This window comes from Mesorhizobium sp. WSM4809 (assembly GCF_055811655.1).
In genome coordinates, this window is sequence record NZ_JBVVQW010000004.1 from 41,828 (window position 1) to 55,518 (window position 13,691).

Annotated in this window: 11 protein-coding genes; 4 read left to right on the forward strand and 7 right to left on the reverse strand. The window is 64.0% G+C overall.

Annotated elements, in window-relative coordinates:
- Positions 1-27 precede the first annotated feature (27 nt).
- Positions 28-513: a hypothetical protein gene (locus tag AC0L24_RS11470; protein WP_473563719.1), complete on the forward strand. Its 486-nt coding sequence runs from the start codon at positions 28-30 to the stop codon at positions 511-513.
- Between the two features lie 11 nt (positions 514-524).
- Here AC0L24_RS11470 and AC0L24_RS11475 read toward each other — a convergent pair whose 3' ends face one another.
- From AC0L24_RS11475 to AC0L24_RS11500, 6 genes are all read right to left on the reverse strand, one after another.
- Entirely contained in the window at positions 525-1,064 is a 540-nt protein-coding gene (locus AC0L24_RS11475; RefSeq protein WP_127395877.1) for an aminomethyltransferase family protein, read from the reverse strand.
- Positions 1,057-3,933 carry a sarcosine oxidase subunit alpha family protein gene (locus tag AC0L24_RS11480; RefSeq protein ID WP_473563720.1) on the reverse strand — a complete coding sequence of 959 codons (2,877 nt, stop codon included), beginning with the start codon at positions 3,931-3,933 and terminating at the stop codon, positions 1,057-1,059. The genes AC0L24_RS11475 and AC0L24_RS11480 overlap by 8 nt, the downstream gene beginning before the upstream one ends.
- Positions 3,930-4,196: a sarcosine oxidase subunit delta gene (locus AC0L24_RS11485; RefSeq protein WP_473563721.1), complete on the reverse strand. Its 267-nt coding sequence runs from the start codon at positions 4,194-4,196 to the stop codon at positions 3,930-3,932. The genes AC0L24_RS11480 and AC0L24_RS11485 overlap by 4 nt, the downstream gene beginning before the upstream one ends.
- Before the next feature lie 20 nt (positions 4,197-4,216).
- Positions 4,217-5,470 carry a sarcosine oxidase subunit beta gene (locus AC0L24_RS11490; RefSeq protein ID WP_127397886.1) on the reverse strand — a complete coding sequence of 418 codons (1,254 nt, stop codon included), beginning with the start codon at positions 5,468-5,470 and terminating at the stop codon, positions 4,217-4,219.
- An 82-nt stretch (positions 5,471-5,552) separates the two neighbouring features.
- Positions 5,553-7,964, reverse strand: coding sequence for a GcvT family protein (locus AC0L24_RS11495; RefSeq protein ID WP_292695592.1), 2,412 nt, complete (start codon positions 7,962-7,964; stop codon positions 5,553-5,555).
- A gap of 212 nt (positions 7,965-8,176) precedes the next feature.
- The gene (locus AC0L24_RS11500; RefSeq protein WP_164748900.1) at positions 8,177-8,836 is read right to left on the reverse strand and encodes a TetR/AcrR family transcriptional regulator; all 660 of its coding nucleotides are present in this window, start codon (positions 8,834-8,836) and stop codon (positions 8,177-8,179) included.
- A gap of 269 nt (positions 8,837-9,105) precedes the next feature.
- Here AC0L24_RS11500 and AC0L24_RS11505 point away from each other — a divergent pair, with 269 nt between their 5' ends.
- The 3 genes from AC0L24_RS11505 to AC0L24_RS11515 all read left to right on the forward strand — a co-directional run bounded on the left by AC0L24_RS11505 (position 9,106) and on the right by AC0L24_RS11515 (position 12,424).
- The gene (locus tag AC0L24_RS11505; RefSeq protein WP_128307112.1) at positions 9,106-10,545 is read left to right on the forward strand and encodes an aldehyde dehydrogenase family protein; all 1,440 of its coding nucleotides are present in this window, start codon (positions 9,106-9,108) and stop codon (positions 10,543-10,545) included.
- Between the two features lie 92 nt (positions 10,546-10,637).
- Positions 10,638-11,213: a DUF1349 domain-containing protein gene (locus tag AC0L24_RS11510; RefSeq protein WP_292680706.1), complete on the forward strand. Its 576-nt coding sequence runs from the start codon at positions 10,638-10,640 to the stop codon at positions 11,211-11,213.
- Positions 11,214-11,446: 233 nt separating this feature from the next.
- Entirely contained in the window at positions 11,447-12,424 is a 978-nt protein-coding gene (locus AC0L24_RS11515) for a hypothetical protein (RefSeq protein ID WP_127266937.1), read from the forward strand.
- Between the two features lie 97 nt (positions 12,425-12,521).
- On the opposite strand, the gene AC0L24_RS11520 is transcribed toward AC0L24_RS11515, so the two are convergent.
- A complete protein-coding gene (locus AC0L24_RS11520; protein ID WP_473563722.1) occupies positions 12,522-13,688 on the reverse strand; it encodes a glycosyltransferase family 4 protein in 1,167 nt (388 codons plus the stop codon).
- Between the last annotated feature and the right edge of the window lie 3 nt (positions 13,689-13,691).

The window sequence follows — 13,691 nt, forward strand, 5'->3', positions numbered from 1 at the left end:
GTCTGATTCGTCTGGGACAGGAACGTCATGAGCAAAGCCCTCACATCCTTCGCACTGGTCGCCGTGCTGACCGCCTTGCTCATGGCGTTGAGCCTGGCTGTGGCCAGGCACGGCTATCCCTATGGCGCGATCGGCGTCAGGCGCCTTGACGGCATTGCCGACGCCGGCGTGTTCATCCCGATTGCCGCTGTCTATTTCTTCAGCGCGATGCTGATGATGATCCTGCCGATCAGGGCGGCCGGCATCGTCCTGACCCATGCCGCCGACGCCCTTTTCTGGACCGTGATCGCGCTGTTTGCGACCATCGTCGGCTGTCTGGTCGCCAGACGGGCGTTCGGGCAGGGCAGCGCCGTGTGGGCGCTGCTGAACTGGCGGTTCCTGTTTGCCGCGGCGATCGTCGGTTGTCACTTCGTCATGAACGAGCTGCGCCGCAATGTGCTGCTGCGCAGCCTGTTCTTCGTGGTCTTTGCCGCCGCGACGCTGGCCTGCCTGTTTTGGTCGTTCACGCTCTGACGTGTCGCCGGTTAGTCGGCTGATCCGGTCGCGATGTTGCCGGCGGCCGTTTCCATCCATGTCCAGAGATAAGTGGCAAGGCCGCGGTCGACATGGATGCGCAGCTTGCCGTCAAGACGATAGACGACGGCGCTGATGCCGGCGAAGGAAAGTGCTGCACTGGCACTTGGCTTCGCGGGATCGAGCGTCGTTCCACGCGCGATGAAAGCGTCGAGCGCCATGCCCTCGGCCTCGAATATTTGCAACCCAGCGCTGATCGCCGTCACCGCGAACCCGTCTGCATGCCAGCCCGTGGCGATGGCGAGCGGGCTCTTCGATACGACGAGCAACCGGTCGCGCGCCAGCCGCGCCGCGTAGCGGTCGCCCTGTGCGATACCAAAGGCACCCACGCCAGTCCCGCCGATGCTGGAAGCCCGTGTCCACGCGTCGAGGTCGCCGCTGACCATCAACTGGTTGAGGTCGAGGACGGCTCGTATCGCAAGGCCCGGCGTGGTGATGGCCGCGCTCTGCCAGTCCGGTGCAACAGACCATTTTTCCGCGAGATCACGCATGCAGCCGGTCTCCTGCCGGGTCAAAGGCGCAAGGGGCGGTAATTGTCGCCTTGCTGATCTTGCCGAGATGCTGGATTTCGATCGTTTCGCCGTGACGCGCCGCGCCGCGCTCGATCAGGCCAAGCGCCACGGCGCGGCCAAGCGTCGGGCTCTGGTAGCTCGAGGTGACAAAGCCCTGGCTGTGCAATCCGCCGTCGATCCGTTTGATGCCATGCGCACCGGTGGCCAGCGGCGCTTCGCCTTGCGGCACCGCTAGTCCGACAAGCTGCATGCGGTTGTCACGCGAGGCCTCCTCTGTGAACAGCGAGCGGCGGCCTACGAACTCGGTCTGGCGCTTGACGCGCGGACCGTCGACGCCGAGATCATGCGGCAGCGTGGTGCCGTCAGTGTCCTTGCCGATGACGATAAAGCCTTTCTCGGCCCGCAGGATCATCAGCGCCTCGAGTCCGATGACGACGGCCTCGAGCGCCTGGCCGGCCTCGCGCAGATGCGCCCATAACGGCTCGGCGCGATCGGCCCGGATCGAAATCTCGTAGCTCCTGTCGCCGGTGAAGCTGACGCGGGCAATGCGGACTTCGTTGCCGGCGTAGGTTCCATGACCGATCGCCATATGCGGAAGATCGGCGTCGCCGAGCGAGAGACCGAGATCCAGCGCTTCGAGCAGTTTTCGGGCGTTCGGTCCTGAAACTGTCAGCGTCGCCATGTCCGATGTGGCGTTGTGGATGTAGACGGCGCCGCGCCCGAAGCGGTCCTGGCGCCATTCCTCCAGCCGCGCATGCACCAAAGTGACATGCGAGGACGAGCACGAGACGACGAAGCGATGCTCGTCCAGTCGGACCAGAACGCCGTCGTCGAAGACCACGCCGTTCTCCGACAGCATGAAGCCATAGCGGCAGCGGCCCGGCTTCAGCGTCGACATGGTGTTGTAGTAGAGGAAATCGACGAACGCGGCCGCCTGCGGCCCGATCACCTCGATCTTCCCGAGGGTCGAACCATCGAACAGCGCGACCGAGTGGCGGGCACGGCGCGCCTCGTCCGCGATCGAACGTTCCGCGTCCCCGTTGCCGCCATAGTGAGCCGGGCGCAGCCAGCCGCCATATTCCTGGAAAACGGCGCCACTGGAACGGTGGACATTTTCGAGCGGCAGCCGGCGCACCGGCGCCATCAATTCGCCGACGCGCGCGCCGGCAAAGCTTGCCAGCGGCACCGGCGTGAACGGCGGACGATAGGTGGTGGTGCCGACCTCCGGCACCGTACGCCCGGTGATACCGGCCATCAGCGCCAGGCCGGGCAGGTTGGAGGTCTTGCCCTGGTCGGTCGCCATGCCGAGCGTGGTGTAGCGCTTCAGATGTTCGACCGAGACGAAGTTTTCGCGCGCCGCCAGTTCGACGTCCTTCACCGTCACGTCGTTCTGGTAATCGATCCAGATGCGCCCCTTAGAGCCCGGTATTGGCCATGCCGCGACTATGCCGCCCGTCGCCTCCGGCCCGGTGCTGCGTGGTGTTGCCGAGTTCTCCTTGCCGGCGAATGCCTTGCCCACGCCAGCAAACACCTCCGACAAGGAGACCGCGCCGGCTGCGGCGCCAACCACGGAGATACCATCGACCGGATCGCCTGGCAGGAAGGCGGCGCGCGCATCGCTCCAGGCGAGCTTGCCCTTGGCCTGGCCGAAGAGATGGATGGTCGGCGTCCACCCGCCGGAGACCAGGACGCAATCGGCATCGAACCTCGTGCCGTCGTCGAGCGTCACGCCGTCGACGCGCAGTCTGCCGCTGGCGGATGCGAGAGAACGCCCTTTGATCAACCGGACATTGGCCGGCGCGGCAGGCGTGCCGTTGCGCCGGATGTCGACAAGCCTGACTTCGGCGCCGGCCTCGGCAAGCGCCCCCGCCACCTCATAGGCGCTGTCATTGTTGGTGGCGACGATGATGCGGCGGCCGACCAGCACAGCGTGGCGCCGGAGATAGGCGAACGCCGCATCCGCCGACATGATGCCCGGCAGATCGTTGTTGGCGAAAGGCAGCGGCCGCTCGATGGCGCCGGCCGCCAGCACGATCTGGCGCGGCCTGACCCGCCACAGCGTATCCGGCCGGCCGTCGAAATGGCGTTGATTCAGCCCGACCAGATTGTGGTCGTAAATGCCGAAGGCGGTGGTCGAAGGCAGGATGAGGTGACCGCCAGCGGCAAGCTCGGCAATCGTCTCCTTGACCCATACGGCCGCCGGCTTGCCGTCGATCTCCGCGGCACGATGGCCGAGCGATCCGCCAGGGCTCTGCTGGTCGTCGACCAGTGTGACGGTCAGGCCAGCACCGGACGCCAGTCTTGCCGCCGCCAGCCCTGCCGGCCCCGCGCCCACCACCAGCACGTCGCAATGATGGTTGATCTGGTCGGCCATGCCGGGCGAGGTCCAGTCAGCATCGACCGTGCCCAGCCCCGCCATGGCGCGGATGCGCGGCTCGAACCTGTGCCAGTCCGGCCACATGAAGGTCTTGTAGTAGAACGCGGCCGGGATGAAGCGCGCAAAACGGTCCAGGAAGGCGTTGCGGTCGGCCAGTGCGCTGGGCGTGGCGTTGACGCTTTTCGCCACCAGTCCGTCGCGCGCCGGCTCGGTCGTGGCGCGGGTGTTCGGCATCGTCCGCGGGCCGCCGAGATCGACCAGCGCATTCGGCTCCTCGACGCCGGCGCCCCAGATGCCGCGCGGCCGGTGGTATTTGAAGCTGCGGCCGACGACCGCGACGTCATCCGCCAGCAGCGCCGAGGCGATGGTGTCGCCGGCAAAGCCTTGCACGATGGTTCCTTCGAAGCTGAAGCGGATCGGGCGCGAGCGGTCGATGGCGCTGCCGCCGGTGGCAAGACGCGAGGCGGTCACGCGGCATGCTCCCCGTCGAGAGCGGCCGAAGACAGCACCTTGTGGGTGACGGTGTCCCGCTCCATGACGAAGAACTCGCCGCAAATCATGTGGACCCAGATCTCGCGCGCCGCGCCTTTCGGATTGGTGCGCAGATAGAGATAGTTTGCCCAGCGATCGATCGGCACGTCGGCGCCATCCGGCCTGGCATTGCCGGCGTCGCCGCAATAGTGGAATTCGGTTTCGTCACGCGAGCCGCAGAACGGGCAAGGAAAGAGTTGCATGATTGCCTCTGGTCTTTGTCTCAGTGCGCGATGCCGGAGCCGGCCGCTTCGTCGATCAGCCGCCCGCTGGCGAAGCGATCGAGGTCGAACGGGCGGCTGATGTCGTTGTGCTTGCCTGATGCCAGCAGGTTTGCCAGCAGCGTGCCGCCTGCGGGAATGGCCTTGAAGCCGCCCGTGCCCCAGCCGCAATTGAGGAACAGGCCGGGCAGCGGCGATTCGCCGATGATCGGCGAGGAATCCGGCACGACATCGACGATCCCAGCCCATTGCCGCATCAGCTTGAGCAGGCCGAAGATCGGGAACATCTCCAAAAGGCCGGCGATCACCCCCTCCAGCGTCGGCAGATTGCCGCGCTGCGCATAGGAAGGAATGCGGTCGAGGCCGCCGCCGATGACGATCTCGCCCTTGTCCGACTGGCTGACATAGACGCCGCAGCCGGGCGACAGCACCACCGTGTCGAGGATCGGCTTGACCGGCTCGGACACGCAGGCCTGCAGCGCATAGGAATTGATCGGCAGCCGGAAGCCGGCCTTGGCCGCTAGCACCGAAGAATGCCCGGCTACCGCCATGCCGATGCGCTCGGCCCGGATCGCGCCACGCGAAGTCTGGACGCCGCGACAGCGGCCGCCCTCGATGATGAAATCGGTGATCTCGCAGTTCTGGATGATGTCGACGCCGAGCCGGCTCGCCGCCCGCGCATAGCCCCAGGCGACGGCGTCATGGCGCGCCGTGCCGGCCCTGCCTTGCCAGATGCCGCCGAACACCGGGAAGCGTGCATTGGCTGAGAAATTATAGATCGGCGCTACCCGGCGCACATCGTCAGGTGAAAACAACTCCGCATCGATGCCGTTGATCTGCATGGCGTTGACGGTGCGCGCCCCGATCTCCATCTCGGCAGTCGAGTGGCACAGATTGACCATGCCGCGCTGCGACAGCATGACGTTGTAGTTCAGGTCTTTCGACAATCCCTCATAGAGCTGGTGCGCCAGCCCGTAGAGTTCGACACTTTCGGGATAATAGTAGTTGGAGCGTACCACAGTGGTGTTGCGCCCTGTGTTGCCGCCGCCGATCCAGCCTTTTTCCAGCACGGCCACCCTGGTGATGTTGTGATTCTTTGCCAGGTAATAGGCCGTCGCCAGCCCATGGCCGCCGCCGCCGATGACGATGGCGTCGTAGGACGGCTTCGGCTCGGGCGATCGCCAGGCCGGTTGCCAGCCGGTCTGGCCAGCCAGGCCCTCCTTGAACAGCGACAGGGCGGAATAGCGTGTGGTCATGACGTGCCGGACAGGCCTGATGTTCGGAAAGAAATGTGGATCATCGAATGGTCTTTCGCACCGACGTAATCGGTTCGATCGGTCATGCCCGCATCGCCTTGCCCAGTGGATCATATGGCGACGAAGCGATGACGCGCGCATCTCTTTCGACGCCGACGATGTGGGTTGTCAACGGCGTATCGATATCGGCCGCTTCGCGCTCGACCAGCGCCATGGCGAGGCTCTTGCCGACCGTATGGCCATAGCCGCCGGAGGTGACGAAGCCGGCCAGCCTGCCTCTGTTCCAGACCGGCTCGTAGCCGCTGGCATCGGCATCCGCCGCGTCGATTTCGAGCGTCACCAGCGTGCGCCTCGATGGAGCCTTCTGCTCTTTCAGGGCCGCCTCGCGGCCGATGAAATCGCCCTTGTCGAAGGCGACCCAGCGGTCCATGCCGGTCTCATCAGGTGTATAGTCCTGCGTGAATTCGCGCGACCAGATGCCAAAGCTCTTTTCGAGCCGCAGCGAATTGACCGCGCTGAAGCCGTATTCGGTGACTCCCAGATCGCTGCCTGCGGCAAGTAGCGCGCGGCGCAGGCCCATGTGCTCATTGGCCCGGCAATGAATCTCGTAGCCGAGTTCGCCGATGACCGACAGTCGTCCGACCTTCGCCCGCACCAGTCCGACATCGAACGTCCTGCAGGCGAGAAAGCCGAACGCCTGGTGCGAAACGTCCTGATGTGTGAGGCGCTCAAGTAGCATTCGCGCATTGGGACCGGCGAGCGAGAAACCAACGACGGCGTTCGAAATGTCGCGAACGGTGACGCCATCGCTCATATGTTGCTCGAACCAGCGCATATGCCACTGGCGCAGATAGTAGGATCCCATGATCCACCAGGAGCCATCACCCCAATTGAAGACGGTGAGGTCGCCCTTGAGCTTGCCGTTTTCACCCAGCATCGGCGCGAGTTTTGCGCGACCCGGCCTGGGCAGCGCACAGGCGAGCAGCCGGTCGAGCCAGGCTTCGGCCTGCGGCCCGATGATCTCGTAGCGCGAGAAGGCTGATATATCGAGCAGGCCGACACCTTCGCGCACTTTGCGGCATTCCTGTGCGACAATGTCGAAGGCGTTGGAGCGCCTCAGCGTCGGTGTCTCGACGAAGCCTTGCGGCGCGAAATAGAGCGGCACTTCCATGCCCCATGAATTGCCCCAGCGCGCGCCGGCGGCATCCATCGCGTCATGCGCGCCGGCTGTTTTCAAGGGCCGTCCCGCCGGCAGCTGCTCGTTGGGATAGCTCATGATGAAGCGGCGCGAATAGAACTGCCCGGTGGTCTGCTTGATGTATTCGCGGTTGGAGGCGAAGTCGCCATAGCGGGCGATGTCCATGCCGTAGACATCGGCTTCCGGCTCGCCATGGATCATCCATTCGGCCAGCGACTTGCCGACGCCGCCGCCTTGCAGGAAGCCGGCCATGACACCGCACGCCACCCAGTAGTTGGGAACGCCGCGCACCGGGCCGACCAGCGGATTGCCGTCCGGCGAGAAGGTGAAGGCACCGTTCACCCAGCGCTTGATGCCGGCATTCTCCAGGCAGGGGTAACGGCTGAAGCCGAGCGCCAGTTCGTCGGCGATGCGGTCGGTGTCTTCCTGGATCAGTTCGATACCGTAGTCCCAGGGCGCCCCGTCCATGTTCCAGTGCTTGTGGTTGACCTCATAGATACCCAGTAGCAGGCCTTTCTGCTCCTGGCGCATGTAGGTGAAGCCTTCGAGATCGACGATCAGCGGCAATTCCTTGTCCAGCGCCTGGATTTCGGGCAGCGCCTCGGTGACGAGATAATGGTGCTCCATCGGCGATACCGGCAGGTCGATGCCGGCCATCCTGCCAACCTGCTTGGCCCACAGTCCGCCGGCATTGACGACGTGCTCGGCAATCACCGTGCCCTTCTCTGTCACCACGTCCCAGCCGCCGTCGGCGCGGCGGTTGAGTTCCAGCACGCGGTTGTGCTCGATAATGTCGGCGCCGCGCAGCCTGGCTGCCTTGGCATAGGCGTGCACGACGCCCGAGGGATCGATATGACCTTCGCGCGCGGCATAAAGCCCACCCAGCATGCCGTCGGTGTTGAGGATCGGGCAGCGCTGTCGGATTTCGTCGACGCCAACCAGATGGACATCGTCGATGCCCATGGTCTGGAAGATGCGGTAGGAGGCCTTGAGCCATTCCCAGCGCTCGGGCGCCGAGGCGACCGAGATGCCGCCGGTCATGTGCATGCCGATGCTCTGGCCCGATTCCTTCTCGACTTCGGAGAGCAGGTCGATCGTGTAGGCCTGCAGGGCGGCGATGTTGGGATCGGCGTTCAGTGCATGGAACCCGCCGGCCGCATGCCAGCTCGATCCCGCTGTCAGTACCTCGCGTTCGATCAGCGCGACGTCGCTCCAGCCGAACTTCGCCAGGTGATAGAGCACCGAGGCTCCAACCACGCCGCCGCCGATGACGATCGCCCTGTATTGGGATTTCATCCTGTCGCACTCCACCCAGTCAGTGGCGTACCCTACTGGTATTGTACATATGTGTCTAGAGCTTGGAAAGGCGATAGAATGAGCGGCCCATGACTCCGCTCTGCGCCGATGCAGCAGAGGGGGCTCCTCTGCTGCTGTCGGCAGCAAACGTGCTTGCTATTGGGGCGATGCGCTAAGCGAAATCGTCAGCCGCGGCGGCCGGGCGGGCCGTACTATCGGTTGCGCGAAAGCGTCTTCTCGACATAGCGCGAAAAGTCCTCGACATCCTCCGCCGGGGGCTCCTGGCCGGTGAAGCTGCGCAGATAGCCGGCGACGTGAGGCAGGCGGCTGCTCATCGGCTCGTTGAGCTCAAGCGAGTAATAGCCGATCTGCATGAAGTACAGCACGCGGGCTCGCACGAACGCGTCTTCTTCCTCATAGCCGTGGCGCATGAACATGTCGCGGATGGCGTTGACACGCTCCTCGTCGGCCTCGTCGAGGGCGCGCCGGATGGCGGGCGAGCGGCGGGCCCAGGCCCTGATCGCGAAATCCAGCTGTGGATCGAACAGCCTTTCGTCCACCCAGCATTCGAAAATGCTCATCACCCCGCGAATGACGGTGGCGGATGGCCGCCTGGCGCGTTCGACGATGAATTTGGTGTTGGTCTGCCGCCAGTAATCCAGCAGCTGGTCGAGCAGATCCTGCCGGCTCTTGAAATACCAGTAGAAGCTGGAACGCGACACATCGAGCTTCTGTCCAAGTGTCAGCACGCGGACGCGTTCGACACCGTCAGAGATCAATGTTTCGAGCGCAAGCTTCAGCCAGTCTTCGCGAGTGGCCTTGATATTGCCGGTGGCGCCGGCGCGCTGAATCGTCGTTTCGAGAGCTGCCATCGGCACGACGCATGACATGCTGCCTCAGGCAAATCAAGGCTATGGACAGAAGTGTATAGAGGAAATCGGCCCAAGCCGGACGACGCACCATGGATGTTGGCCGCATCGAGGCTCAATGAGGCAATGTCGTCGCCCGCCATCCGCACGGCGCAGGCGGGGGGATTTTTGTCGCGGCTGCTGGTTCACTGTTTGCTTTCCCGCGAGGCAATTGTCTGGCAAATACCAGTTCAGACAGATGCCCGCGCGGCCAACAAGCAGGAACACACGATATGACGCTGTTTCGAAAGAACCTCATCGATGGCGAGTGGGTCGGCGACGCCGGTTCGCGCAACATCAACCCCTCGGATACCGGCGACATCGTCGGCGACTATGCCTCGGCGGGTGTCGAACAGGCCCAGCAGGCGATCGCCGCGGCCAAGGCAGCGTTCCCGGCTTGGTCCCGCTCCGGTCCGCTGGCGCGTCACGCGGTGCTGAAAAAGACCGCCGACGAGATCATGGCGCGCAAGGACGAGATTGGCCGCAATCTGGCGCGTGAGGAAGGCAAGACACTGGCCGAAGGCATAGGCGAGACCATTCGCGCCGCCCAGATTTTCGATTTCTTTGCCGGCGAAACGTTGCGCTTGACCGGAGAGGTCGTGCCGAGCGTGCGGCCGGGCGTCGGCGTAGAGATGACGCGCGAGGCGGTCGGCGTCGTCGGCATCATCACGCCGTGGAATTTTCCGATCGCCATTCCGGCCTGGAAGATCGCCCCGGCATTAACCCACGGCAACACCGTCGTCTTCAAACCGGCGGAGCTTGTTCCCGAGAGCGCCTGGACCATCGTCGATATCCTGCATCGCGCCGGCCTGCCAAAGGGCGTGCTCAATCTCGTCATGGGCAAGGGTTCGGTCGTCGGTCAGGCGATGCTCGACAGCCCCGACGTCAACGCCATCAGCTTCACCGGCTCGGTCGGTACCGGCAAGCGCGTTGCCGCGGCAAGCATCGAACACATGCGCAAGTTCCAGCTTGAAATGGGCGGCAAGAACCCTCTGGTCGTGCTCGACGATGCCGATCTTGCGATCGCCGTCGATTGCGCGCTCAATGGCGCCTTCTTCTCGACCGGCCAGCGCTGCACCGCGTCATCCAGGCTGATTGTGGCTGACGGCATTCACGACCGTTTCGTCGATGCCCTCAAGGACCGCATGAGCAAACTGGTCATCGGCGATGCGCTCGACGCGCAGACCCAGATCGGTCCTGTCGTCGACGCGACGCAGCTGAAGCAGGACGAGGACTATATCGCCATCGGCGTCAGGGAAGGTGCCACGCTCGCCTTCGGCGGCGAGCGGCTCGACCGCAAGACGCCAGGCTTCTACCTGCAGCCGGCATTGCTCACCGAGGCCACCAATGCCATGCGCAGTTCGCGCGAGGAGATTTTCGGACCTGTCGCCAGCGTCATTCGCGTCAAGGACTATGACGAGGCGCTTTCCGTCGCCAACGACACGCCCTTCGGCTTGACCTCCGGCATCTGCACCTCGAGCCTCAAGCATGCCACGCACTTCAAGCGCAATTCGGAGGCCGGAATGGTGATGGTCAACCTGCCGACGGCGGGTGTCGATTTCCATGTTCCCTTCGGCGGCCGCAAGGGCTCGAGCTATGGGCCGCGCGAGCAGGGCCACTATGCGGCGGAGTTCTACACCACGGTGAAGACGGCCTATACGTTCGCAGGCTGATCGGCCGTCGACCGATCAGCCTGACTGATCGGTCACTGCCGACCATGCCGGCAACACCGCCATGCACATCTGGATTGGAGCGGCGCGAAAGGATGACAGTGCAAGATCTGACCTGGCTTAACCCGCCGCCGCACCACGCCATCGAGGGCGATAGCGTTCGTGTGCGCACCGGCAAGGAGACCGATTTCTGGCGCGAGACTTTCTACGGTTTCTGGCGCGACAACGGCCACTTCCTGCACCGGCCTGTCGAGGGCGATTTCAGCGCCGAAGTCACGGTCAAGGGCGACTACGAGGTCCTCTATGATCAGGCCGGGCTGATGGTCCGGCTCAGCGAAACGCACTGGATCAAGGCCGGTATCGAGTACACCGACGGCCTTGCCTATTTCTCCGTCGTCGTCACCAACGACACGTCAGACTGGTCGCTGGTCGCCATTCATGCCGATCCGAACGGCGTCAGGATCCGGTTGACCCGTCACGCCGAGGCGATCCGCGTCCAGTACCTCGACGCTTCCGAGAGCCACTGGAAGCCTGTGCGGCTTGCCTATTTCCCGACCTCGAAGACGGTCGATATCGGCATGATGTGCTGTTCGCCGCAACGCGAAGGCTTTGAGGTAACGTTCTCGGATTTCTCCCTCGGTCCGCCGATATCGCGGGAATTGCACGATTGAGACCTGCGGTCTTGCGCTGAACCGCAAGCACTTCGACCTTTGCCACAACCAAGTCTGTAGACCGCCGTGTGCCTCCGGCCGAGCCGGGGGGTTGGCCGCGGCACTGCAGCCGGCGAGATCGTCAGCCAGTTGCGATGCCGCCAGACGGTTCGAAATTTTTGGCCTTGGTTCGGCTCAAGGCGGTGCAAGGCAGGACGTTGCAACGCTATTGGCATCCGCGCTAGGAGTTGCCGATGGGCAGGTTTCGAAGGGCTGTCAAAAGAGCCGTCTACTCCAGGGCGCTAAGGTTTCTTGGCGTTCCGCCCGTGCTGTGGTCGCAGGGCATCGGGCATTTCTGCGATTTCGCCGGGCCGCGCTGGTATCGCAACGCGCCAACTGCATCTACGCAGAGCGAGGCATTTTTCCGCCAACATTACAGCGGCGCGCATGGCATCGTCTGGCTGCGCCTGAGCACCTTGTCCAGGGATGCGCAAACCTGCGACCTCGACACGTTTGTCAGGATCGTGCTGCCGACGATTACGGCACCATTCACGCTGCTGACGACCGATGGGGATGCTTCGGTGCCGTCGGATCTGGCGAAGGACACCGTCGACCAGCTTCTCGCCAACCCTTTCCTGGTCTCCTGGTACAGCCAGAATTGTGATGGCACTCACCCCAGGGTGAAGCCTTTCCCGATCGGGCTCGATCTTCACACGCCTAGGTCTCTTGCCACGCCGGCAGGGCTTGTGAAGCAACTGGAAATCATACGCGCCCGGCAGGATCATGTGGACCGCCGTCCGCCCAGGCTGTTCTCTGATTTCAGCATCAGCAATGGCTCGAGGCAGCGCCGGGAACTGCTTGATGCCCTGGGCGGATGTCCGCACGTCGATTTCCTGACGAAACGCGTCTCGCAGCGCTCGATCTGGCAACTGTACTCGCAATACCCGCTCGTGCTGTCCACCGAAGGCAACGGCCTGGACTGCCATAGGACATGGGAGCTGTTTTATCTCGGCTGCATCGTCGTCACCAGGACCTCGCCGCTCGACCCGCTCTACCAGGGCCTGCCTGTCATTATCGTCGACGACTGGCACGAGGTGAGGGACCCCGATGCGCCGAGACGCTGGATAGAGCAGGTCGCGCATCTGACCGACCGGGACCATGTTTGGCGACGCTTGCATCCGCAAACCTATCTCGGCCCCATTCGGCAAGAGCTTCAGCACGCATCCCGATAGGGCAGGCCACGAAATTCCGGTTGGACGCGGTGCGAAGCGGAGCTCCTGCAAGCGATGTGGAGCGACGTCGCTCCTCCATATCTGGTGGAGGGAGGGATCATGTGCCAGCCTCGTCCAGCCCCAGCCCGCCGCGGACGGCATTGCGGATGGCTTCTGGGCCGAACCTTGCCCAAACCGCTTGATGCGCGCAGATGCGCTGCCGTGCCCTGCCGTCCGCGTCCAGGCAAAGTCCGACAGCCGTCTCGGCAAGTCCTTCATCGGTATCCGACAGCAGCAGTTCCTCCCCGCCGACCAGGTCCAGGCCCTCGGCCGCCAGAGGCGTGGCGATCACCGGCACGCCCCACGCCATCGCCTCCAGAATTTTGATGCGGGTGCCGCCGCCTGCCGCAAGCGGGATGATGGTGAGATGCGCTCTCGACAGAAGCGGCGCCATGTCTCCGGGGTCTTCGACGAGCTCCACGCCAGGCAATCCTGCCAGCGCTTGCACGGCCGTTGTCGGGTTGCGCCCGGCGAGAATCAGTGTCGCGGTCGGCAAGGCCAGTCGGATGCGCGGAAGTATGGAGCCGGCTAACCTCTGGACGGCATCGACGTTTGGCGGATAGCCGAGATGGCCGACGAACAGGATCACCGGAAAGCCTTCGTCGGATACGGGCTCGGCGGGCAGCGTTTCGGGGCTGTGCCCGGCGTGCGGAATTCCGTTTGGAACGACATCGATCGGCAACTTGTGCCGACAAAGTGCCATCAGCCGCTCTCGATCCTGGCTCGAGCAGACCCAGACCCTGTCGACAAGGGCAAGCGCCTTTCTCTCGAGACGCCTGATGCCAAGGCCCTCGCTGATCATCGCCACCGCAGCCCGCTTCGCATCGACGTGCCGCAGCTGTCCCGCCAGGTCGGACTCGACATTGTGCATGTCGAGGATGAGCTGTTTCGTCAGTGCCCGCAAAGGCCGCAGCAGCTTGAACAGGCCGATACCCTCGATCACCACCGTGTCCGGGCGGAAGTCCCGAACCAGTGTCTCCAGCCGCGTCAAGGCGACGCGCGAGATGCGACGCTCCGCCCTTATACGCCACCACCCGATCGAGGCGGAGCGGGCCTCTCCCTTGATCGACAAGGCTTCGGTGCGGATCGACGGATCGGTTGTTTCCGTCGCCTGCGGCAGCACAGACACCAGGCAGACCGGGCCGAATTGCGCAGCAGACTCAGCATTGCGGTAGTTCCGCAGATCCGCGCCGGAGATCGGCGGAAAGGCTGGATCGTGGGACACAAC